This is a genomic window from Polaromonas sp. P1_F9 (assembly GCF_056405615.1).
Genome location: NZ_JBFUBT010000001.1, coordinates 540,673 through 562,055 on the forward strand (window position 1 = coordinate 540,673; position 21,383 = coordinate 562,055).

At 63.1% G+C, this 21,383-nt stretch carries 20 protein-coding genes and 1 tRNA gene; 11 read left to right on the forward strand and 10 right to left on the reverse strand.

The features are described 5' to 3' along the window. Positions 1-6 precede the first annotated feature (6 nt). Positions 7-897 (forward strand): class A beta-lactamase, encoded by an 891-nt coding sequence (gene bla / locus AC1DYR_RS02480; RefSeq protein WP_477703683.1) that lies wholly within the window; start codon positions 7-9, stop codon positions 895-897. A gap of 222 nt (positions 898-1,119) precedes the next feature. After that, positions 1,120-1,446: a hypothetical protein gene (locus AC1DYR_RS02485; protein WP_477703684.1), complete on the forward strand. Its 327-nt coding sequence runs from the start codon at positions 1,120-1,122 to the stop codon at positions 1,444-1,446. A gap of 181 nt (positions 1,447-1,627) precedes the next feature. Here AC1DYR_RS02485 and AC1DYR_RS02490 read toward each other — a convergent pair whose 3' ends face one another. From AC1DYR_RS02490 to cysS, 8 genes are all read right to left on the reverse strand, one after another. Next, positions 1,628-2,035 carry a BLUF domain-containing protein gene (locus AC1DYR_RS02490; RefSeq protein ID WP_477703685.1) on the reverse strand — a complete coding sequence of 136 codons (408 nt, stop codon included), beginning with the start codon at positions 2,033-2,035 and terminating at the stop codon, positions 1,628-1,630. A 193-nt stretch (positions 2,036-2,228) separates the two neighbouring features. Beyond that, positions 2,229-2,321: transfer RNA gene (locus AC1DYR_RS02495), tRNA-Ser, on the reverse strand. Between the two features lie 35 nt (positions 2,322-2,356). Further along, the gene (locus AC1DYR_RS02500) at positions 2,357-3,625 is read right to left on the reverse strand and encodes an aspartate kinase (protein ID WP_477703686.1); all 1,269 of its coding nucleotides are present in this window, start codon (positions 3,623-3,625) and stop codon (positions 2,357-2,359) included. Between the two features lie 251 nt (positions 3,626-3,876). Beyond that, a complete protein-coding gene (tilS, locus tag AC1DYR_RS02505) occupies positions 3,877-4,887 on the reverse strand; it encodes a tRNA lysidine(34) synthetase TilS (RefSeq protein ID WP_477703687.1) in 1,011 nt (336 codons plus the stop codon). Next, positions 4,856-5,662 (reverse strand): phytanoyl-CoA dioxygenase family protein, encoded by an 807-nt coding sequence (locus tag AC1DYR_RS02510; protein ID WP_477703688.1) that lies wholly within the window; start codon positions 5,660-5,662, stop codon positions 4,856-4,858. Before AC1DYR_RS02510 ends, tilS begins: the two co-directional genes overlap by 32 nt. 33 nt (positions 5,663-5,695) lie before the next feature. After that, entirely contained in the window at positions 5,696-6,676 is a 981-nt protein-coding gene (locus AC1DYR_RS02515; protein ID WP_092131429.1) for an acetyl-CoA carboxylase carboxyltransferase subunit alpha, read from the reverse strand. Positions 6,677-6,703: 27 nt separating this feature from the next. After that, on the reverse strand, positions 6,704-7,411 hold the full coding sequence (locus AC1DYR_RS02520; RefSeq protein ID WP_477703689.1) for a DNA-3-methyladenine glycosylase family protein: 708 nt from the start codon (positions 7,409-7,411) through the stop codon (positions 6,704-6,706). A gap of 76 nt (positions 7,412-7,487) precedes the next feature. Beyond that, on the reverse strand, positions 7,488-8,864 hold the full coding sequence (gene cysS / locus AC1DYR_RS02525; protein WP_477703690.1) for a cysteine--tRNA ligase: 1,377 nt from the start codon (positions 8,862-8,864) through the stop codon (positions 7,488-7,490). Positions 8,865-9,188: 324 nt separating this feature from the next. Here cysS and AC1DYR_RS02530 point away from each other — a divergent pair, with 324 nt between their 5' ends. The 9 genes from AC1DYR_RS02530 (at position 9,189) to AC1DYR_RS02570 (ending at position 17,495) form a co-directional block, all read left to right on the forward strand. Continuing rightward, positions 9,189-10,229, forward strand: a complete 1,041-nt coding sequence (locus AC1DYR_RS02530; RefSeq protein ID WP_477703691.1) for a L,D-transpeptidase Cds6 family protein — start codon at positions 9,189-9,191, stop codon at positions 10,227-10,229. Between the two features lie 86 nt (positions 10,230-10,315). Beyond that, positions 10,316-11,560, forward strand: a complete 1,245-nt coding sequence (locus tag AC1DYR_RS02535; RefSeq protein WP_477703692.1) for a L,D-transpeptidase family protein — start codon at positions 10,316-10,318, stop codon at positions 11,558-11,560. After that, entirely contained in the window at positions 11,560-12,276 is a 717-nt protein-coding gene (locus AC1DYR_RS02540; protein ID WP_477665724.1) for a peptidylprolyl isomerase, read from the forward strand. Before AC1DYR_RS02535 ends, AC1DYR_RS02540 begins: the two co-directional genes overlap by 1 nt. 26 nt (positions 12,277-12,302) lie before the next feature. Beyond that, positions 12,303-12,812, forward strand: a complete 510-nt coding sequence (locus AC1DYR_RS02545; RefSeq protein WP_477668984.1) for a peptidylprolyl isomerase — start codon at positions 12,303-12,305, stop codon at positions 12,810-12,812. Between the two features lie 63 nt (positions 12,813-12,875). Beyond that, positions 12,876-13,652 (forward strand): UDP-2,3-diacylglucosamine diphosphatase, encoded by a 777-nt coding sequence (locus AC1DYR_RS02550; RefSeq protein WP_477704120.1) that lies wholly within the window; start codon positions 12,876-12,878, stop codon positions 13,650-13,652. A 37-nt stretch (positions 13,653-13,689) separates the two neighbouring features. After that, positions 13,690-14,457, forward strand: coding sequence for a M90 family metallopeptidase (locus AC1DYR_RS02555; protein ID WP_477703693.1), 768 nt, complete (start codon positions 13,690-13,692; stop codon positions 14,455-14,457). Positions 14,458-14,662: 205 nt separating this feature from the next. After that, on the forward strand, positions 14,663-15,568 hold the full coding sequence (locus tag AC1DYR_RS02560; protein WP_477703694.1) for a hypothetical protein: 906 nt from the start codon (positions 14,663-14,665) through the stop codon (positions 15,566-15,568). Positions 15,569-15,777: 209 nt separating this feature from the next. Beyond that, positions 15,778-16,323: a sigma-70 family RNA polymerase sigma factor gene (locus tag AC1DYR_RS02565; RefSeq protein WP_477704121.1), complete on the forward strand. Its 546-nt coding sequence runs from the start codon at positions 15,778-15,780 to the stop codon at positions 16,321-16,323. Next, positions 16,320-17,495, forward strand: coding sequence for an ankyrin repeat domain-containing protein (locus AC1DYR_RS02570; RefSeq protein WP_477703695.1), 1,176 nt, complete (start codon positions 16,320-16,322; stop codon positions 17,493-17,495). Before AC1DYR_RS02565 ends, AC1DYR_RS02570 begins: the two co-directional genes overlap by 4 nt. A 108-nt stretch (positions 17,496-17,603) precedes the next feature. Here AC1DYR_RS02570 and trhA read toward each other — a convergent pair whose 3' ends face one another. Further along, positions 17,604-18,374, reverse strand: a complete 771-nt coding sequence (gene trhA / locus AC1DYR_RS02575) for a PAQR family membrane homeostasis protein TrhA (RefSeq protein ID WP_477703696.1) — start codon at positions 18,372-18,374, stop codon at positions 17,604-17,606. Beyond that, positions 18,371-21,214 (reverse strand): DUF349 domain-containing protein, encoded by a 2,844-nt coding sequence (locus AC1DYR_RS02580; protein WP_477703697.1) that lies wholly within the window; start codon positions 21,212-21,214, stop codon positions 18,371-18,373. Before AC1DYR_RS02580 ends, trhA begins: the two co-directional genes overlap by 4 nt. Positions 21,215-21,383 lie beyond the last annotated feature (169 nt).

A 21,383-nucleotide genomic window follows, 5' to 3' on the forward strand; every position in this document is an offset into this window, starting at 1 on the left:
AAATCAATGCAAAGAAGGCAATTTACATTCGGAATCGGGACACTCATCGCGGGCTCCGGGGGTTCAGCCTATGCCCAGAAATTGCTGGGGTCGACAGACATCTCCCGAGCGATGTCTGCTCGCTTGAAGGCCATTGAACGGGAAAGCGCTGGCAGACTGGGCGTCAGCATTCTCGACACCGGCAACGGCGCCCGCTTCGGCTACCGGGCCGGCGAACGTTTTCCACTGTGCAGCACCTTCAAGTTGCTGGCGGCCGCGCACATACTGCATCGCGTGGACGCGGGCCAGGAACAGCTTGAGCGCAAGGTCATCGTCACGGCCGCCGACATCGTCACCCATTCACCCACCACCAGCCAGTACGTCGGCACACAGGGAATTTCGCTCGCGCAGCTGTGTGAAGCCACGGTCACGCTCAGCGACAACGCGGCGGGCAACCTTCTGCTGGCCAGCTTTGGCGGCCCCCCGGGCCTGACGGCGTATGCCCGTTCGCTGGGGGACAACATCACCCGGCTTGACCGTATTGAGACCGCCTTGAACGAAGCAACGCCCGGCGACAAACGGGACACCACGACGCCGGACGCCATGGTGTCCAACATCCAGAAGCTCGTGCTGGGAAACGCCTTGTCGGAAGCGTCACGCGAACAGATGACCCAATGGCTGCTGGGCAACAAGACCGGCGACAAGCGCCTGCGTGCCTTGCTGCCAGCGGGCTGGCGTGTGGGCGACAAGACCGGGGGAGGCGGTTACGGTTCCACCAACGACGTCGGCGTCTTCTGGCCACCCGGCCGGGCGCCCATCGTGGTGGCGGCCTATCTCACTGAAACCAGCCGCCCGGCCGCGCAACGCGATGCCGCCTTGGCGAAGGTAGGTGAGCTGGCAGCCTCTTTGGGCGCTTGACCTGAATCAGGCCTTGTTGCTGGCCCTGGCTGGAGCCACTTCGGAATCAGTCCACGACAGTCCGCACCCCGCGGGATTTTGATTTCTGACGAATTTCACCGTTGCATCGCCAGATTCATTGAAAACAAAGTACCGCAATACTACGAGAATAGTTACACGAAACTTGCACAATGTAAGACTAAAGGCCGAAAATAGGAACTTCCCGAAGCCCTCACATACAACATGAAAATAAACCCGCAGGTAGTGATCGATGAACTGATCGACCACCTCACTGCCCTCGTTCTTCACACGCCTGAGATTGAAAAATTACGGCAGCGAGGAAAAGAGGACAGGTTTAGCCGGGCTGGTTATCAACTCCTTGGGGCGCTTCCCGACGGCCCCGAAAAGCTCGACTTCATCTGCGAAATCACACTTCAGGCGGAGAAGCAGCGCAGCTCATTCCTTGTAAAAGTACTCGGCCAGGCAAGCCATGACGGTTCGCACTGGAAAATCACCGAAATCTATGACGTGGAAGTCGAGCCGGCGGGCAGCGGTCCTGCCATGCCATAGCAAAGAAAAATGGACGGCCATATTTGCGCGGTCCTTGGTTGATTTTCATGCGCTGCCAGCATCGGACGCAACATGCGTACCGCAAACGTCTCGAGAGCGGGTCTCGGCACCAGGAATAAATAGCGAATAGACGAACGCAGATAGTTTCCTGCGAGACAACCACGGGGCTTTCCGCGCCGAATCAGGGGACCGCATGGATCCTTGAGAAAAACACGTGCATGAGGTCCGTGAACGCGTCTTTCGGTATGGCGTCTTTTCGATGGGCATCCAGCTCGGCGATGTGCTCAAGCTCCAGGGGAAGCGCTTCGAGCGCTGCCATGGAAATGTCTTTGAAAATGCGTTCCTTCGTCGTCGTGATGTAGACGATCCGGCAATTGTGGTGCCGTCTGTCGGTCGCGATGCTCACATATTTCTGAAGGACCGTCTGCTCGGGGCCTTCGAGTATTTGGGCAAACACCCCGCCGCCATAAACCAGCAGGCCCGTAATACCCAGGGGCGGGTTGTTTTTTCCCGCGCTCTTCAAAACGCCATTGACCGCATCCTCGTTGATGCCGTCCGCAGCATCGCTGATGTAGAACAGTCTGATCATGAGGCAATGTCCTTGAGTTGAACTTCATCATGCTGAACCGCGCTCCACCGTACGAAGAAGCTGGGGCGTTTCAGCATACGACGAAGCCCTGCCCAAAGTAAAGAAAAAGACGCCTTGAGCAGGTTCGGTCATCATCCGGCAGGTGCAGCCTCAGCCAGACGCAAAAAAGCCGCCCGAAGGCGGCTTTTTATACTGGCGGAAACGAAGGGATTCGAACCCTTGATGAGGCTCTACACCCCATACTCCCTTAGCAGGGGAGCACCTTCGGCCACTCGGTCACGTTTCCAATAAATCGATTATCTCACGACTTCCCGGCCATTTTCAGGCGGAAGGCTGGTCCAGGTCAAAAGCCTTGTGCAGGGCGCGCACGGCGAGTTCCATGTACTTTTCGTCGATGACGACCGAGGTCTTGATTTCGCTGGTGGAAATCATCTGGATGTTGATACCCTCTTCGCTCAACACGCGGAACATCTTGCTGGCGATGCCCACGTGGCTGCGCATGCCGATGCCGACGATGCTGACCTTGCAGATCTTGGCGTCGCCAGTGACTTCCTGCGCGCCCAGCTTGGGCACCACCTGGGTTTTCAGCAGGTCGATGGCTTTGGAGTAATCGTTGCGGTGAACCGTGAAACTGAAGTCGGTCTTGCCGTCCTTGCTGACGTTCTGGATGATCACGTCGACTTCGATGTTGGCATCGGCCACGGCGCCCAGGATCTGGTACGCGATACCCGGGGTGTCGGGCACGCCGAGCACGGAAATTTTGGCTTCATCGCGGTTGAAAGCGATGCCCGATACGATGGCTTGTTCCATGTTTTCGTCTTCCTCAAAGCTGATCAAAGTGCCTGACTTGGCTTCTTCGTTGATGTCGATGTCCCATTCGGTGAAGCTGGACAGCACGCGCAGCGGCACCTTGTATTTGCCGGCAAATTCCACCGAGCGAATCTGCAGCACCTTGGAGCCCATAGAGGCCATCTCCAGCATCTCTTCAAAGCTCACGGTGTGCAGGCGGCGCGCCTCGGGCACCACGCGCGGGTCGGTGGTGTAAACGCCGTCGACGTCGGTGTAGATCAGGCACTCGTGTGCCTTGAGCGCCGCGGCAATGGCCACGGCCGATGTGTCGGAGCCGCCGCGGCCCAGTGTGGTGACGTTGCCGGCCTCGTCCACGCCCTGGAAGCCGGTGATGATGACGACCTTGCCGGCGTCCAGGTCTGCACGCACACGTTCGTCGTCGATCGACTCGATGCGGGCCTTGGTGTAGGCGTTGTTGGTCTTGATGGTGACCTGCCAGCCGGCGTAGCTCACAGCCTGCATGCCTTCGGCCTGCAGCGCAATGGCCAGCAGTGCGCTGGAAGCCTGCTCGCCGGTAGCGGCCAGCGCATCAAGCTCGCGGCCATAAGCATCGCTTGTCCTGGCCGGCGCCAGTTCTTTGGCCAGGCCGAGCAAACGGTTGGTTTCGCCGCTCATGGCACTGGGAACGACCACCATCTGGTGGCCGGCCCGCGCCCATTTGGCCACGCGTTTGGCGACATTGCGGATGCGCTCGGTAGAGCCCATCGACGTGCCGCCGTATTTATGAACGATCAATGCCATTTTCGGGGTCAATCAGAGGAGTTTGGTTTCAGGCCCGGGCGTTTATAAATCCATTTTTCGGGCGAATTGCGTCGTTGCGCGGTGCTCGCAATCCTCATGTACCGAAGTACATTCCGGTTGCTGCGCTCCGGGCGCCTCGCACTTCATCCCGAAAAGCTGGATTTCTAGAACGCCCTACGCACACCAAAGAGGCTCGAAAAGGTGCGCTCCGCCAGCAAAGCCTTCAATTATACCTAGGGACTACTACCCGGTTAGCTCGCCTTATCGCCTGCAGCCGCATAGTTCAGCGCCGGGCCAGCGCGCGTGACATGCCCCGTCGCCACCTTGAGGTGGATCTGGTGCCCGCGTGTGGTGCAGGCGGCGATTTGCAGGAGCAGTTGGTCGAGCTGTGCTGCGCTGGGAGTAGCTTGCTGCAGCGTCAGCCAATAGCGCAGCACATTGGCCTGCCGCGCCTGTGACAGGGATTGCAGGGATTTGATCACCGGGGGGATTCCCACGGCAGCCAGGTCTTGCTGTGCCACCTCGACCAGCAACCCGTGCGCCTGGGCCGCGTGCCGCGCGCTGCGTGCAAAGGTCTCACGAAACTGCGGAAAGGTTTGCACCAACGCAGGCAGCAGGCGGGCCCGGATGCGGTTGCGCGTGAACTGCTCGTCGGTGTTGGTCGGGTCTTCCACCCAGGTGATGCCGCGCGTCACCAGCCAATCGCGCAGCAATGCCCCGGGCACCGTCAGCAGCGGACGGTAATAGGTAATGCCGTCGCGCTCCCAGCACGCCGGCATGGCGGCCAAGCCCGGCAGCCCCGCGCCACGCGACAACGCCAGCAGCATGGTTTCCACCTGGTCGTCGGCATGCTGGGCAATTGCTATGCTTTTAATAGCTGGTTGCGCAGACCCTTCCTGGGCTGCAGCCCTAAACGCTGCATAACGCGCCTTGCGTGCTGCATCTTCGGGGCTCTCGCCGGGGGCGTGGCGGGCATCCACACGCTGGACGATTAGCGGCACATTGAGCTGCGCGCAGAGGGCAACGCAGTGCTGCTCAAAGTCGTCGGCCGCCGCCTGCAAGCCGTGATGAATATGAATGGCGCTTACCTGCCCCGGCCACCTGTGCGCGCAGGCCACCAGCAGCGCAGTGGAGTCGGCGCCGCCGCTCAGCGCAACGGCCAGCGGCAGGCCCGGGGAAAAGGAAGCGATCGCATCAAGAACACCGTGCGAAGACCCGTTCACAGGCCCACTATGCGCCACGGTGGCCTGCCGTGAAATCATTGCGGCCCGTCTTGTCCTCCCCGCGCAACAGCCACAGCGGCCGTGTGGCAAAACTCACAGCCACGCCGGTCTTGCCCTCAGCCGGGCGCAGGCTGCGGTCAAACAGCGAGGTGCCGGGCATATAGCGCAAGGCCACGCCGGTACGGCGGATGCCGGATGTGTTGGCCCTGGCGCCGTGGATCATGTAAATGTCGTGCAGCGACATCTGCCCGGGCTCCAGTTCCAGATCCACCGCATCGTTCTCGTCGAAGCTGCCGTCGGCCATGCGCTGATTCAGCGTCAGGTCGGTGCGGTCTTCGTACAGGTGGAGATGGAGTTGTTTGCCGGCGTGCGAACCGGGAATCACGCGCAAGCAGCCGTTTTCGCGCGTGCTCGGTTCCAGTGCAACCCAGACGGTGCAGTTAGCCAGCGGACGAATGGGCCAGTAGTGGCCGTCCTGATGCCAGGGCGTTTCATAACCTTCGCTGGCGGGTTTGCAAAACACGTGGCACCCCCAGAGGATGACGTCAGGTCCGATGACCTGCGCCACCAGGTCAACGATGTCGGGGTTCATGGCCAGGTCGAAGAAATCGCGGCTGCCGCGCACGCCCTCGTCGTTCTGACCTTCAATGTGGGCACTGACGAGTTTTTCGGGCCGCACGCCAGGGTTGTCGCGGATCAGGTTGTTGAGCGCATCCTCCATGCGCCGCACCCACGCGTCGTTGAGCCGGAACTCCGGGACGACATATCCCTGCTCCCTGTAATGCCTGAGTTCCTGATCGGACAAGCTGGCCATGGTCTTGTCGCTCCGGTATGTGACCGGGGCGCCTTACTTGCCGGCGTCTGCCTTGGTGTCGGTGAATCGGCCGTAGCTTTGCAGGCGTTCGTAGCGGCGGTCCAGCAGTTCCTTGACCTTCAGGTCGCTGACCTGGCGGAAGGCGTCGTTGAGAGCGCGCTTCAGAAATGCAGCCATCTGCTTGTGGTCGCGGTGGGCGCCGCCCACGGGCTCATTCACGATCTTGTCGATCACGCCCAGGGCCTTGAGTCGGTGCGCGGTGATGCCCAAAGCTTCTGCGGCTTCCTGGGCCTTGTCGGAGGTTTTCCAGAGGATGGACGCGCAGCCTTCGGGGCTGATGACGGAGTAAATCGAATACTGCAGCATGACCACCTGGTCGGCCACCGAAATGGCAAGTGCGCCGCCGGAGCCGCCTTCGCCGATGATGGTGGTGATGATGGGCACTTCGAGCTGCGCCATCTCGAAAATGTTGCGACCGATGGCTTCAGACTGGCCGCGCTCTTCAGCGTCGATGCCGGGGTAAGCGCCCGGCGTGTCGACAAAGGTGAACACCGGCAGCTTGAACTTCTCGGCGGTTTTCATCAGGCGCAGTGCCTTGCGGTAGCCCTCGGGCTTGCTCATGCCGAAGTTGCGCAGGCCGCGTTCCTTGGTATCGCGGCCTTTCTGGTGGCCCAGCACCATGCAGGCGGTACCGTTGAAGCGGGCCAGGCCGCCGACGATGGACAGGTCGTCGGCAAAATGCCGGTCGCCATGCAACTCCACAAAATCCGTGAAGATTTCGTTGACGTAGTCCAGGGTGTAGGGACGTTCCGCGTGGCGGGCGATCTTGGTGATCTGCCAGGGCGTCAGGTCGCTGTAGATGTCTTTGGTGAGCTGCTGGCTCTTTTTGGCCAGCTGGTCGATTTCTTCGGAGATATCGACAGCCGACTCGGTCTGTACGTAGCGCAGTTCTTCAATTTTTCCTTCAAGCTCCGCAATCGGTTGCTCGAAATCGAGGAAGGTCTTCTTCGCCATGTGCTGCTCCTCAGGGCTTCATGAAACTTAAATTTGCTCGGTACCCGTGGGGGTACCCAGAACCGGTAATGGGTCCAGAGAGCGCCAAATATACCAAGTTGCCACACTGCAATAGGGCGACCAGGCGGCGGCCACCTCGCGCGCGTCGCTTCGGCTGACGGATTCGCCCGAAAAATAGTTCTGGCTGATGCCGGTGATCAGCCCCACATCGTCCAGCGGCAGCACATTGGGACGCATCAGATAAAAAATCAGGAACATCTCGGCCGTCCAGCGGCCGATGCCGCGAATGGCCACCAGTTCTTCAATAATGGCCTCATCGTCCATCGCCGCCCAGTCCTTGACGTGGACGGTGCCGGCGTCGAAGTGAATTGCCAGGTCAACCAGGTATTCGACCTTGCGGGTGCTCAGCCCGGCCGCGCGCATGTCGTCGACCTTCAGGCGCAGCACGTTGGCGGGCGTCACCTTTTTAGGGAGGGCCGAAAATTTGGCCCAGACGCTTTGCGCCGCCTTGACCGAAATTTGCTGGCCCACGATGCTACGCGCCAAGGTACCAAAAGCATCGCCGCGGGTTTGCAGGCAGGCGTCGCCAAACTGGGGAATCAGCCGCTTCATCACGCGGTCTTTTTTTACCAGGTGCTTGCAGGCTTCGGCCCAATACTCGGGCACCGTGGTGGCCGGCTCGGGAACGTCGGCCAGCTCAGCGCTGCCCGGGCCGCTTTTCACTATCTTTTTCATAGCTGCTTGCGCAAGCCCTTATTGGGCTGGGAACCTGAATAGCATGAAAAACAGGGCGAAAAAATAGTCCGGAAACTCACGATTGCACCTCCCAGGTGGTGCCGCTGGGGGAATCCTTCAAAACGATGCCTTTGGCCAACAGGTCCTTGCGGATACGGTCGGCTTCGGCGAAATCTTTTGCCAGTTTGGCGGTTGCGCGCTGCGCGATCAGCAGTTGAATGTTGGCGTCGTCAAGGCCCGCGCCTGCCTGAAGGTAGGCGCCAGGAGCGCCCTGCAGCAGGCCCAGGCAGCCGCCCAGGTTTTTCAGCAGGCCTGCGAGTTCGGCAGAGCCTGTCCGGTTGACTTCACCGGCCAGCTCGAACAGCACGGCCACGGCCTCCGGCGTTCCGAAGTCTTCGTCCATGGCCGCCTTGAAGCGCTGCGCAAACGGGTGCGCCCAGTCGGTCGGCAGCGCTGCCGGCTTGACGAGATCGAGCGACGTGTAAAGCCGCTTGAGCGAGTTGCGCGCATCGTCCAGATGGGCATCGCTGTAATTCAGCGCGCTGCGGTAGTGGGCGCGAACGATGAAGAACCGCACGGTTTCGGCATCGTATTTGGCCAGCACTTCGCGGATTGTGAAGAAGTTGCCCAGCGATTTGGACATCTTCTCGTTGTCAACGCGCACAAAACCGTTGTGTACCCAGAATCGGGCCAGCGGCTTGCCATTGGCCGCCTCGCTCTGGGCGATCTCGTTTTCGTGGTGCGGGAACTGCAGGTCCGCGCCGCCGCCGTGGATGTCGAAGGTCTCGCCCAGGGTGCCGCGGCACATGGCCGAGCACTCGATATGCCAGCCCGGCCGGCCGGGGCCATAGGCGCTGTCCCACCTGGCGTCGTCGGGTTCGGTGGGCTTGGCGCTTTTCCAGAGCACAAAGTCCAGCGGGTCTTCCTTGCCGTCGAGCACTGCGACACGCTCGCCGGCGCGCAGCTCGTCGAGCGACTTGCCCGAGAGCTTGCCGTAACCCGGAAACTTGCGCACCGCGTAATTCATGTCACCGGTGGAGCCCTTGTAGGCCAGGCCTTTTTCCTCCAGCGTGGCGATCATGCCTAGCATCTGCGGCACGTACTCAGTCGCACGGGGTTCCAGCGATGGAGGCTCTATACCCAGCGCACCGATATCCTGGTGCATGGCCGCGATCATTTCGTCGGTCAGCTGGCGGATGGTGATGCCGCGCTCCACCGCTCGCTTGATGATCTTGTCGTCGATGTCGGTGATGTTGCGCACATAGGTAACCTTCAGGCCGCTTGCCTTGAGCCAGCGTTGCACCACGTCGAACGCCATCATCATGCGCGCATGGCCGATGTGGCAGAGGTCGTAAATCGTCATTCCGCACACATACATGCGCACATGGCCGGGATCAAGCGGGGAAAATTCTTCCACGGCACGCGACAGCGTGTTGTAAATGCGAAGGCTCATGAAAATTATGCTGCGGGGGCCTGGCATCGGCAGGAAGCAGCCGGTGGTCAGGCAAAGGAAAGAAGCTTTATCTCACGGACGCCGCAGGCGGGCAAGGGCCATTCGGCGTACACGCGAAAACGTGCGATAAAAACGGAAAGTACGCAATTCTGGGGGCCATGAACTATACCCCCCCTCAGTTACAATCGCCCAGTATATCCAGCCCGTCCGACACCGTTCAGCGGCTCCCGGAGCGCCCTGAAAAGCCTGGCTGTTTATGTTGACTTTCCGCCCAACGGCTGCCAAAACAGCACCGGGGGCTTTAAAACAAATCGCGAGAGTGCCATGCCCACGCCAAACTTCCTTACACGCAATCCGCTGTCCGCCGCCCTGCGCATGCTGGCCGTGGCGGTCACCCTGTCGGTGTCCGTTGCCCATGCCGACGACTACGCCGACGTCAGCCGCCTGATGCGTGCCGGCCAGTATGCCGAGGCGCAGGCCAAGGTTGACCAGTACCTCGCCAGCAAGCCGCGCGACCCGCAAATGCGTTTCTTCAAGGGCGTGATCCAGACAGAGACCGGCAAGACCAACGACGCGATCGCGACCTTCACCAAAATCACCGAAGACTACCCCGAGCTGCCTGAGCCCTACAACAACATGGCCGTGCTGTATGCTGGCCAGAGCCAGTTCGACAAGGCCCGGGCGGCGCTTGAAATGGCGATCCGGACCAACCCCAGCTACGCCACCGCGCACGAAAACCTGGGCGACGTCTACGCCAGGCTCGCCAGCCAGGCCTACAGCAAGGCCTTGCAACTCGACGGCGGCAACGCTGCCGTTCCGCCCAAGCTGGCACTGATCCGCACACTGTTCTCCGCCGAATCCAAAAGCCCGACCAAGCCGGCTGCCGGCGCGCCAACGCCCGGCCCGGCTACAACGCTCCCTGCGCCCCCCGCGGCGGCTGTCAAGCCAGCGCCCGCAGCCCCGGTGGCCGCAGCGCCCGCCCCTGCCGCGCCGGCAACACCCGTAGCACCGGCTGCCACCGCAGGCGCCGAAAAAGAAGTCGAAGCAGCGGTGCGCAGCTGGGCCCAGGCTTGGTCCGAGAAGGACATGAACGGCTACCTGAGCAGCTACGGCCAGAACTTTGCGCCTCCCGGCAAACAGGCACGCAAGGCCTGGGAAGAAGACCGCCGCGCGCGCATCGTCGGCAAGTCGCGCATCAGCGTCAAGCTCTCCGACCTGGCCATCGCAGTACAGGGCGCCAAGGCCACGGCCAGGTTCAAGCAGGACTACAGCGCCGACTCCATCAATATTTCCAGCCGCAAGACGCTGGAGATGGCCAAGGCCGGTGATCGCTGGGTCATCGTCAAGGAATCCACAGGCGGCTGATCGCTGGCGGCCGGCCTGACCCAAGTGCGTTGTTCAGCCTGTTCATGTCCGTCTGTGTTGGCCGGCAAACTTTCGTGGAAGCCCGCATGAAAAAAGCGGCCGCAATGCTTCTCTTTATGGCACCGTGCCTGGTGCTGGCCTTTTCGCCGGCGCGGGCCGAAACCCGCGCGCACACAACCAAGCGGCCCGCCCCGGCAAAAGCCTCCGCCCCGCAGGAGGCGCACGGTGGCGAAGCGGAAGCCCGGTTGATTGAAATCTACAAACTGATCGGCCAGGCGAATTCGCGCGAAGCCCTGCGCAAGGCCGAAGGCCTCGTGAAGGATCACCCCAACTTCCAGCTGGCGCAACTGGTTTACGGCGACTTGCTGGCCGGCTTTACACGCCCTGTGCGCACGCCCGGCGACGTTCCGGATGCCGCTGCCAAGACTGCTGCAGCCCTGCTGGCCGAGTTGCGGCAGGAGTCGCTGCTGCGCCTGCGCGCGCTGCGCGAGCGGCCCGCCCCCGGCCTGGTGCCGTCGCAATTCCTGGTGCTGTCATCGCGTAACAAACACGCCATTGCCGTCGATGCGTCCAGGTCACGCCTTTACCTGTTTGAAAACACCAGCGCGGGCCTCAAACTCGTGGCGGACTATTACATCTCGGTTGGAAAATCCGGCATTGAAAAATCCGTCGAAGGCGACCTGCGCACGCCGGTCGGCGTCTACTACATCACCAGCAACCTGAACCCCAAATCGCTGCGCGACTTTTACGGCTCGGGCGCACTGCCCATCAATTACCCCAACCAGCTCGACGTCAAGCGCGGCAAGACCGGCGGTGGCATCTGGCTGCACGGCACGCCACCGGCGCAGTTTTCCCGGGCACCGCTGTCCACCGACGGATGCGTCGTGCTGGCCAACCCCGACCTGGAGCGCATCATCCGCACCGTCGAGGTGCGCAGCACGCCCGTCGTGATTGCCCATAGCCTCAAATGGGTAGCGCCGCAATCGCTGGCGGCCGACACCCGGTCGTTCGAAACCGCGCTGCAAAGCTGGCACCATGCCAAGTCCAGCGGCGACATGGCCAGACTTACAAGCTGGTACACACCCGATTTCACAAGTTACGGCAAGACGCTGGCCGAATGGACGCCGCTGCTGCAAAGTGAGCTCAAGCAACTCGGTGGGCGCGACATCCTGCTCAAGGACGTGTCTTACCTGCGCTGGACCGACAGCACCGATACGATGGTGGTAACCTTTGGCGAACTGGTCAAGGGCGCCAAAACCGGCCGCACCAAGCGCCAGTACTGGATCCGCCAAGGGACCCAGTGGAAGATTTTTTTCGAAGGAACCATTTGATGGCAGTTCACAGGACGTTTGCCGCGCTCGCGGTGTTTTCTCCCTTGCGCCGCGCCACACTCGCGGCAGTGGCGGCGGCGGGCGTGGCCCTCCTGGCCGGCCCGGCGCTCGCGCAAAGCGCGCCGAAGGTCAAGTTCGTCACCAGCGAAGGCGACTTCGTGGTCGAGGTCTATCCCGACAAGGCGCCCAAGACCGTTGAAAATTTCCTGCAGTACGTCAAGGACAAACACTATGACGGCACGATTTTCCACCGCGTGATCAGCAACTTCATGGTGCAGGGCGGCGGCTACGACGCAACCTACGCTGAAAAGAAAACGCGCCCGCCGGTGCCCCATGAAGGCCGCGAGGCGCTCGCCAAGGGTGGGCCCAAAAACGTGGTCGGTACGCTCGCCATGGCGCGCACCAACGATCCCAATTCCGCGTCGTCGCAGTTCTTCATCAACGTGAAGGACAACGACTTCCTGAACCCCACGGTGATTCCCCCCGGAGACCCGGTTCCGAAGTTTGAATACCAGGGCCGCGTTTACGAAAACACCCCGCGCGCCCAGCTCGTCAACGCACCCCAGCTCTTTGGCTACACGGTGTTCGGCAAGGTGGTCAGCGGCATGGACGTCGTGAACAAGATCAAGGCCGTGCCCACCGGCGCCGGCGGCCCCTTCCCGACGGACGTTCCCAAGACGCCCGTCCTCATCAAATCAGCAACCCTCGTCAATTAATTGACACAGCCCTACAGGACACCATCATGAGCAATCCCAAAGTAGACCTCCACATTGCCGAATACGGCGTCATCACGCTGGAACTGGACGCCGCCAAGGCACCCAAGACCGTTGCCAACTTCCTGAACTACGTCAACAAGGGCCATTACGCCAACACGGTGTTTCACCGCGTGATCCCGGGCTTCATGGTGCAGGGCGGCGGCTTTGAGCCGGGCATGAAACAAAAGCCAACCGATGGCGAAATCGAGAACGAAGCCAACAACGGCCTGAAGAACGACAACTACACCGTGGCCATGGCGCGTACCAACGCACCGCACTCGGCCAGCTCGCAATTCTTCATCAACGTGGCCGACAACGGTTTCCTGAACCACACCGCACCGAACGCATCGGGCTGGGGTTATGCCGTGTTCGGCAAGGTTGTGGCCGGCGCCGATGTCGTCGACAAGATCAAGGCCGTCAAGACCGGCCGCAAGGGCTTTCATGACGATGTTCCGATGGAAGACGTGATCATCCAAAAAGCCGTTGCAGTGGCCTGAGTACCCTTTCGGGCCGCGCATGCCGAAATCCAGCCGGTGAACACCCCCCAGGCCGTGCCCCCCATGGCGGAGCTGCCTGCTCCCCCCATGTGGCGCACGGTCGATTTCATTTCCGACCTGCACTTGCAGGTCTCGGAGCCCGCTACCTTCGCGGCCTGGCAGCACTACCTTGAAACCACGCCGGCCGACGCGGTCTTCATCCTGGGCGACCTGTTTGAAGTCTGGGTCGGCGATGACGCCGTGGAAGGCGACCTGCTGGACCCCGCCGCCGGCTTTGACGCGCGTTGCGTGCAGGCCATGGGCAATGCCGCCAGCCGGCTGGCCCTGTTTTTCATGCACGGCAACCGTGACTTCCTGGTGGGCCAGGCCTTGATGGACCTGTGCAACGCCACTCTGCTGGCAGACCCGACCGTACTGGTTTTTCCCGCCGGCACCGGGCGACGCTGGCTGCTGTCGCATGGTGACGCCTTGTGCCTGGACGATGTCGACTACATGAACTTTCGCAGCCAGGTCCGCAGCCCCGAATGGCAGCGCACCTTCCTGGCCAGGCCGCTGGCCGAACGCCAGGCGATTGCGCGCGGGCTGCGCGAGCAAAGCGAAGCACGCAAGAAGTCGGGCGCACAATATGCCGACATTGACATCCAGGCCGCGCGCCAGTGGCTGCAGGCGGCCAATTCCCGCACGCTGATTCATGGCCATACGCACAAGCCTGCCGTGCATGACCTGGGCGGCGGCCTGTCGCGCGTGGTGCTCAGCGACTGGGACTTGGGCGCCCCGGCGCCGCGCGCGGAAGTGCTGCGCCTGACCGCAGACGGGCTGCAAAGGATTGCATTGTGCTGACCCTTGTTTCATTTCGCTTAACCACAACCTTCATCTCATGCTGAACTGGTTACGAACACTTGGCGGCTCCAAAGCCCCTGCCAAAACCATCCCCGAAACACTGTGGGTAGACACCCTGCTGCGGTTTCCTTTCCTGGGCCGGCGGCCGGTTGCGGAGCTGCAGGAGCTGAACGCCCTGACCGACAAATTCCTGAAGCAAAAGGAATTCACCGGCGCGCACGGTCTCAAAGTCACCGATGAAATGGCCGTCGCGATTGCAGCACAGGCCTGCCTGCCGGTGTTGCACCTGGGCCTGCGCTGGTATGACGATTTCAAGGGCATCGTGGTTCACCCCGGCGCCATGCTGGCACGCCGCCAGGTCACCGACCAGGCCGGCGTGGTGCACCACTACAGCGAAGAACTGCTGGGCGAAGCCATGCAGGGCGGCCCCGTCACCCTGAGCTGGCAGGACGTGGCCGGCGCGGGCGAATCGGCAGAGCACGGCCACAACGTGGTGATTCACGAATTCATCCACAAGATCGACATGCGTGACGGCGCCGCCGACGGCTGCCCACCCCTGCCCACGCGCAGTGCCCTCACCTCCTGGCATGCAGTCATGCAGCCGGCTTACGACGGGTTTTGCGAAAAAGTGGCCATGGCCACACGCTTCGGCGCCGAGCCGCCATGGCTGGACAGCTATGGCGCCAGGTCACCGGCCGAATTTTTTGCCGTGACGTGCGAAGCCTATTTTGTGAACCGCACACGCTTCACCCAGGACTTCGCGCCCCTGACCGTGCTGTTCGACAAGTTTTTCATGCCGAAATAAGCCCCCGGCGGCTTTCCGGCCGCCTGGCGCGCCGGGTTGACAATTTCCACAAGGGAAATCACCCCTCAGCCCAATCTGGCCAAGCGCGAGCAGCTATCAAATACATAGCAACCGGCCGGCCCGGCTTTGGCTCTTTTTGGGCCGGCTTAACCCCATTTCCCTCGCCCCTTCGTTTCAATGGGCTCCACCACTTTCTGGAGCTCACGTGAAAACCCCTCTTCTTGCCTCTTCGATCCTGCTGGCCATCCTCACCATGGCCGCCCTGCCCGCGCAGGCCGTCGGCCGGCTGGCCGATGTGACCGTGATTGATCGCAACACCGGCGCCACGCTGCCGCTGTACCACCACCGCGGCGAATACTGGGTCGCCGGCCAGTACGGCGCCAAATACGCCGTCGCCGTGCGCAACAAGCTCGGTGAACGGGTACTGGCCGTGACCGCCGTAGACGGCGTGAACGTGTTGAGCGGCGAAACCGCCGCCTGGGACCAGACCGGTTATGTGTTTTCGCCATGGCAGCAGTACCAGGTCACCGGCTGGCGCAAAAGCAGCAGCGAAGTCGCCGCATTCGAATTTTCGGCACTTGGCGATTCTTACGCCGGCCGCACCGGCAGGCCTGGCAACGTCGGGGTGATCGGTGTGGCGCTCTTCAGGGAGCAGGCTCCCGAGCCGGTCGCCCAGGCACCCGCCTATTCCAGCCGCAAGGAACGCGAAGCCGATGCGTCGCTGGGCTTTCGAAACGCCCCTTCGCCTTCGTCAGCCTCACCGGCACCTTTGGCGGAATCATCCACCGCCGGAAAATCCGCGCTGGCCGACCGGGCCAGCGGCGGCGCGGAAGCTTCTGCCTCGGCCGAAGACCGGGTTAGAAGGCTGCCATCTACCTCCCTGCCTGCCGCCAGGCTCGGCACGGGCCACGGCGCGCGCGAAAACTCGCTGGTGTCGCAGACCACCTTCGCGCGCCAGCAAACACAGCCCAACGAGGTCATCCGCATCCGCTACGACAGCCGCGAGAACCTGATCGCCAGCGGCGTGATTCGTGAGCTCGTGCCCATGATTCCGAGGCCCAACCCGTTCCCGGAATCCCGTAGCTACTCCTATGTGCCTGACCCCTACTGACGGCAGCAGAAGCTTCACACTGCGGGTGATCGTGACGGCCCTTCTTCACCAGCATGAGCCGCGGAACCGGCTTTGCCGGGCCGCATGGCGGGCGGCCCCCTCGGGGGGCAGGGAGCTACACGCAGTGAGCGACCGTGGGGGTCATAATCTGGCGCATGCTCAGCGCCACGCCGACCAACGATGCAGCCGAAGACAGCGACGAATCGCTGATGCTGCGTTATGCGGCCGGCGACATGGCGGCTTTTGATGCGCTGTATGCGCGGCATGAACTGGGCGTGTGGCGCTATGTGTTTCGCAGCGTACGGGTGCAGGCGGTGGCCGACGACCTGCTGCAGGATGTCTGGTTTGCCGTGGCCCGCAGTGCCGCCACCTATACGGTGACGGCGAAATTCAAAACGTGGCTGTTCACCATGGCGCACAACCGGATGGTCGATTACTTCCGCACCGCAAAGCAGCATGTCAGCATCGATGGACGCGGTGACGATGAAGAAGGCCTGGGCCTTGGCGATACGCTGGCGGCCGACTCGGGCTTTGGCCCCGTGCGCCGATTGGAGTCCAGCGAGCAGGCCGAGGCCCTGATCGCCGCGGTGGAGCGGTTACCGCTGGAGCAGCGCGAAGCCTTCCTGCTGCAAGCCGAAGCCGGCATGAGCGTGGAAGACATCGCCACCGCAACCGGCGTGAATTTTGAAACCGCCAAGAGCCGCCTGCGCTATGCCCGGAACAGCCTGCGCCAGCAGCTACAGGAGTTTGCATGACAGAGCCTGAACACAGCCCGCACAGCGACGAGCTGCTGCAGCGCTACCGGGAGGCCAGCGCAGACGACGCACGCCGCCCCGGCGCCCATGTGCGCGACGCCGTGCGCGCCCACGCGCAGATGGTGATCGAAGCCGGCAAGCAGGCCGGTGCGCCGCAAGCTGTCGCCAACACCGATGCAGCGCAGCGCCCGGCAGCCAACCAGTCGCGCTGGAAAATCTCCGCGCTGGCAGGCCTTGCGTTGGCCGGCCTGACCGGGTTGCTGGTGCTGCAATTTGACCGCGGCACCGACGAGGAAAAAGAACTGGCGTTTGGCCAGCCCAGCGCCACAACACCTTCATCGTCATCGTCATCGTCGCCAGCGTCACCGCCGGCAGCTTCGCCATCGATGGCTCCCGTTCCCGCTCCGGTGGCACCGCAAGTACCCGCCACCGAGGCCGACGCCAAAAAGCGATCTGCCGACATTGCGAAGCCGGCCTCGAAATCACCGGCTCCTGCGGCGCAGGACAAAGCAGTGGCCTCGCCCCCGGTGACTGAACCCGTTGCGCGGCAAAGAGAATCTGAAGCCGCGCCAGCACCGGCTGCCGCAGCCCCTCCAGCCGCGCCGCCTCCCGCACCAGCGCCCGTTGCCGCGCCCGCGCCTGCGCCTGCCGCCGCCGTTCAGGAAAATGCGCAGTCCTCTCAAGCGCCACGCATGGCCGGTACCGCGGCCGGATCGCTGTCGGCGCCACCAGCGCAGGCTGATATGGCCGCAGCCGCGCCGGCTGCACGCCCCGCTGCGGCGCCTGCCGTTGCAGCGCCCGCCGCGCCTGCAGCACGCGCCGTAGCGCCCCTACAAAAGCAGGAAAGCGCCCTGCAATACCGCGCACCGCGTGCAGAAGTGGGTGCCGGGCCCAACCGTCTGGCAGGTGCCTTGCAGGACGCTGCCCGTGCAGGACGCCTGGAGCTGCTGGAACGCCTGCTCCAGCAAGGCGCACCCGTCAACGCAGCCGATACGGCTGGCCGCACACCGCTGATCCTGGCCGTCATGCAAGGCCACACCGCCGTGGTTCAACGCCTGCTGACGGCCGGCGCCAACCCTGCGCTGGTGGATCAGGAAGGACTCAACGCCCTGCAGCACGCGCGGCGGCTTGGCTTTGACGGGATTGCCCGCCTGATTGAAGCGGCTTCCTGACCGCCGGAGCGGCACTGCGCCGCTGACTTACAAAGCAAATCGGCTTCCAACCCAGTTCTGGCGGGCGCAAGCAGCTATGTATTCAATAGCAGCTGCAGGCTGGAAATTTCAGCCGGCGTAATACAGCACCGCCACAAAATGGCAAGTGGTACCGGCCGCGACAAACAGGTGCCACACGAAGTGGCCGTAGCGCAGCCGTGAATCGGTGGCAAAGAAGCCGACGCCGAGCGTGTAAAAAAGCCCGCCCGCCACCAGCCAGAAAAGCCCCCAGCCTGGAATCAGCTCCAGCATCGGCTTGATGGCGATCACGGCGATCCATCCCATGGCGAGGTAGAGGATGGTGGACAGCCGTGGCCAGCGCACGCCCGCGAAGGCTTTGACGGCCACACCGGCCAGCGCCATGGCCCAGACCAGGCCGAACAGCGTCCAGCCCCAGGGCCCGCGCAACACGCCGAGCGTGAACGGCGTGTAGGTGCCGGCAATCAGCAGGTAGATGGCGCCGTGGTCCAGGACCTGGAACACCCGCTTGGCACGCATCGCCCGGATGGCGGGCAAGGCGTGGTACAGCATCGAGGTGAAATACAGCACCACCATGGTGGCGGCAAAAACACAGACCGCCGCCACGTCGAGCGCATCGCCGTCGCGCGCACTGGCGATGACGAGGAAAGGCGCCGACACCAGCGCGGCGAGCAGCGCAACACCGTGGCTCACGCTGTTGGCGATTTCCTCGCCCAGCGTTTGCGGCCGGTCTTCCTGGCCCCCACGCTTTTCACTTCGTGTAATGCGCTGCCCCCCGAGGGGGCTGGACTTGCTTGGGGCGGCCCTGCGCTGCGTCCGCAATACTGCGTCAGCTACGTCAGGGCCTGCCGAGTCGGTCATCGCTTGAGCAATGCCTTCAGCACGTTCTGCACACGCCTGGCGTTGCCGGCGTCAAAGTCGGCGGCCAGCACCTGGGCGGTGTCTTCACCCCAGGTTTCAGCCGGCGCGGGGGCATTGCGTTTGGTCAGCAGCTGCAGCTGCAGCATGCGGCGCGCGCTGATGTGCTCGGCAGGCGTGGGCAGCTCGGCGGCAATCTCCAGTCGCAGCAGCGCTTCGGAAGCGTCCTTGCCCGAGGGCGTGCTGACGGCCTGCACCCAGCGGTTGCGCACGGCCGGCGCCACGGCTTTGCCCAGGTCCTGCGCGCTCGGCAGTTGTGCCGGGTCGCGCTTTTCCCAGGCGGTCAACAAGTGCGTCAGCACTTCACCGTGCGCCTGCATCGCGAGTTTCTTGAGCGCCTGGTTGGCGGCCTCAAAGGCTTCGCGCTGGGCACGGAAGGCGGCATCGCCCAGGCGTGGGCCGCGCTCTTCGAAGGCGGGGCGTGCACTGCGGTCGCCACGGTCCGCGCCGCGCGGGCCGCGGTCGTCACGGCCTTCCCGGTAAGGCTCAAACTTGTTGTCGGTGCTTTGGCGCGGGCCGCCGGGCTTGCTGCCCGGGCGCGAATCCTTGCGGTCGCCGAACTTGCCGCCGCGTCCGGCCGCTGCGGGCTCGGGTTTCTTCATGCCCGGGCGGTCGTCGCCGCGCCGTGCGATCACGGGCTTGGGTGCGGGTTTCGCTGCGGGTGCGGGCTCAGCGGGTGCACTGGCCGGCTCGCCTGCTTCGGCAAATTCGGTGGCCGCCGCTTCGCTGGCAGCTTCCGTGGCAACGGGCGCATATGCTACGTTTTCTGTAGCTGCCTGCACAGGTTCTGCTTGGGCTGCAGCCTCATTGCCCTTTGCAACGGGAGTGGCATTGATGTCGGCCAGTGCAGCCTCAACCGATGGCGCTGCCGGGGCGGCAACAGGTGCCGATGCCGGTGCGGGCACTTGCCCGCGCACGATGGCTTCCAGCGCCTTGGCGGCCGCGTGGATTTTCTGCACATCACCGCTGGCGGTGGCGGCTTCAACGGCCTTGGAGGCATCCAGCACCATGCGGTCGTATTCGCCCAGCGCCGCGGCGGCTTTTTCGCGCTCGGCGGTCTTGCGCTGGAAGGCGTCGTCGATGGGTTTGCGGAAAGCGTCCCACATCTTCTGCTCTTGCTTGCGCTCGATGGGCACGCCTTGCGCTTCATGCTGCCAGCGCTGTTGCAGCGACTTGACGGCGTCGATACGCAGCATCGGCTCGGCGCCCAGCACATTGGCTTCTTCAATCATGGCCTTGCGGCGTGCAATGCTGTCGTGGCGCGCAGCGGTCAGCGGAGCGTCTGCGGCATCCATCGCGGCTTTCCACTGCGGCTGGATTTCGGCAAACGCCTTTTCACCCAGGTGGCCGGCTTCACGCCATTTTTCGACAAAGCCATTGAGGCTGCGAATGTGGTGCTTCCAGTCGGTGTTGCCCTTGTTGGCTTCAGCCCATGCCAGCACTTCATCGATCAGCAGCTTGCGCTCGGCCTTGACGGTTTCGCTTTGCTCTTTCACTTTTTCAAGCCAGGCTTCAACAACCTTGTGCGCTTCATTGCAGGCGTCGTCAAAACGCTTCCACAGCGCGTGGTTGGGCGTGCCGCCCTGGTCACTGGTCTTCCACTGCTCGCGCATGGCACGCAGGGCTTCCTGCTGCTTGCGCCCGCCCAGCGGCTTGGCCACCAGGGCCTCGGCTTTCACGACGAGTTCTTCGCGGATCTGGTCGGCGCGCCAGCGCTGCCAGCCTTCGAGTTCACCTGCCGCAGTGAGTGCGGCGTGCGCAGCGGCTTCGAGCTTGCTGTCGATGTTGCGAATATGTTCCTTGAGCGCATGACGCAGGTCGGCCGCTACCTTGGGGGTGGACTTGCCATGGCCTTCGGTGACTTCGTGCTCAAGCCGTGCCAGCGCTTCCTGCACGATGGCGGAAGATTTTTCGCGCATGTCTTTGAGCACGGCCGGATCGATCTTGGCCTTGGGCGCACGTGCAGGCTGCTCACCCGCTGCAGGCGGGAGGCCGCGCGCGGCGCGCAGCTCGTCGGCCCACACCGGCACGGCGGGCAGCGGCGCTGCCGTATCTTCAGCAGCCTTCTGGGCCTGCGTGAGCGCACCTTGAAAGGCCTCCCACACGGCCAGCAACTGCGCGCGAGATGCGTCGAGCAGCGGAGGGAACTTGGCGTCCACGCTGGCCCAGTTGGTGTCGTGCGTGATGTCATCGGCCTGCGACTGCCAATGCGTGACGTCGCCGCGCAGGGATTCGAGGGCGGTTTCGGCATCACGCCAGGGCTTGAGCGACAGCACTTCGGTGCGCTGGGCCAGCAGCACGGCGGCTTCGCGCTGCACCTGGGTGCGGTGCTGCAGGTCTTCAATGGTCTTGACGCGGTCGGCCAGCTGGACCTTCAGGCCCGCCAAAGGTTCTTTGGACAGCGGCGCACCGGCCTTCGCAGCATCGCGCTGCCAGGCCAGGGCGTCGGCCAGGTTGAGCTTGGGCACGGCCAGCAGCGCCTGGGCTTTTTCGGCCCACTCGGCGGCCACGGCCTCCTGGCCCTTGCTGCGCTTGAGCTCGTCGAGCTTTTCTTTCAGCGGTTTGGCAGCGCCCTTGTCGCGGTTGGCCAGGTCTTTATAGACCTCGGCCATCTGCTCGGCGCTGGGTTCGGTGGCCAGCCAGGTGCGGATGCGCGCCGTGCGTTCACCGGATGTGGGCGCAGAGAAAGCGCCGCCGGTCAGGCCGTCCAGCGGATGGGCTTCAGCCTGCTTGGTGGTGGGCGTTTTCACGGCGGGGGTTTCAGGTTTGGAAGATTTAAACATGGGAACGCAAGGTCAAAAAAAAGGTGCCGCCAAGCACAAGGTGCCCTCGGGAATGGAGGGCTTTGCAGGGTGACGGCAGGTGTTGGAGTGGATGGGGGGCCGCGCCGCGCAACCCCTGTTGCGCGCGTGAGCCCTAAAGCCCCATAAAAGCTTTATCAATAAAGCACTG

Bases quoted from the DNA above. Each gene is read 5' to 3' on its own strand.
- tilS (WP_477703687.1), bottom strand. From the start codon at position 4,887: ATGATTTCACGGCAGGCCACCGTGGCGCATAGTGGGCCTGTGAACGGG.
- AC1DYR_RS02545 (WP_477668984.1), top strand. From the start codon at position 12,303: ATGAGCAATCCCAAAGTAGACCTCCACATTGCCGAATACGGCGTCATC.
- AC1DYR_RS02550 (WP_477704120.1), top strand. From the start codon at position 12,876: ATGGCGGAGCTGCCTGCTCCCCCCATGTGGCGCACGGTCGATTTCATT.
- AC1DYR_RS02555 (WP_477703693.1), top strand. From the start codon at position 13,690: ATGCTGAACTGGTTACGAACACTTGGCGGCTCCAAAGCCCCTGCCAAA.
- cysS (WP_477703690.1), bottom strand. From the start codon at position 8,864: ATGAGCCTTCGCATTTACAACACGCTGTCGCGTGCCGTGGAAGAATTT.
- AC1DYR_RS02535 (WP_477703692.1), top strand. From the start codon at position 10,316: ATGAAAAAAGCGGCCGCAATGCTTCTCTTTATGGCACCGTGCCTGGTG.
- AC1DYR_RS02580 (WP_477703697.1), bottom strand. From the start codon at position 21,214: ATGTTTAAATCTTCCAAACCTGAAACCCCCGCCGTGAAAACGCCCACC.
- AC1DYR_RS02485 (WP_477703684.1), top strand. From the start codon at position 1,120: ATGAAAATAAACCCGCAGGTAGTGATCGATGAACTGATCGACCACCTC.
- AC1DYR_RS02530 (WP_477703691.1), top strand. From the start codon at position 9,189: ATGCCCACGCCAAACTTCCTTACACGCAATCCGCTGTCCGCCGCCCTG.
- AC1DYR_RS02565 (WP_477704121.1), top strand. From the start codon at position 15,778: ATGCTGCGTTATGCGGCCGGCGACATGGCGGCTTTTGATGCGCTGTAT.
- AC1DYR_RS02490 (WP_477703685.1), bottom strand. From the start codon at position 2,035: ATGATCAGACTGTTCTACATCAGCGATGCTGCGGACGGCATCAACGAG.
- bla (WP_477703683.1), top strand. From the start codon at position 7: ATGCAAAGAAGGCAATTTACATTCGGAATCGGGACACTCATCGCGGGC.
- AC1DYR_RS02515 (WP_092131429.1), bottom strand. From the start codon at position 6,676: ATGGCGAAGAAGACCTTCCTCGATTTCGAGCAACCGATTGCGGAGCTT.
- AC1DYR_RS02570 (WP_477703695.1), top strand. From the start codon at position 16,320: ATGACAGAGCCTGAACACAGCCCGCACAGCGACGAGCTGCTGCAGCGC.
- trhA (WP_477703696.1), bottom strand. From the start codon at position 18,374: ATGACCGACTCGGCAGGCCCTGACGTAGCTGACGCAGTATTGCGGACG.
- AC1DYR_RS02500 (WP_477703686.1), bottom strand. From the start codon at position 3,625: ATGGCATTGATCGTTCATAAATACGGCGGCACGTCGATGGGCTCTACC.
- AC1DYR_RS02520 (WP_477703689.1), bottom strand. From the start codon at position 7,411: ATGAAAAAGATAGTGAAAAGCGGCCCGGGCAGCGCTGAGCTGGCCGAC.
- AC1DYR_RS02510 (WP_477703688.1), bottom strand. From the start codon at position 5,662: ATGGCCAGCTTGTCCGATCAGGAACTCAGGCATTACAGGGAGCAGGGA.
- AC1DYR_RS02540 (WP_477665724.1), top strand. From the start codon at position 11,560: ATGGCAGTTCACAGGACGTTTGCCGCGCTCGCGGTGTTTTCTCCCTTG.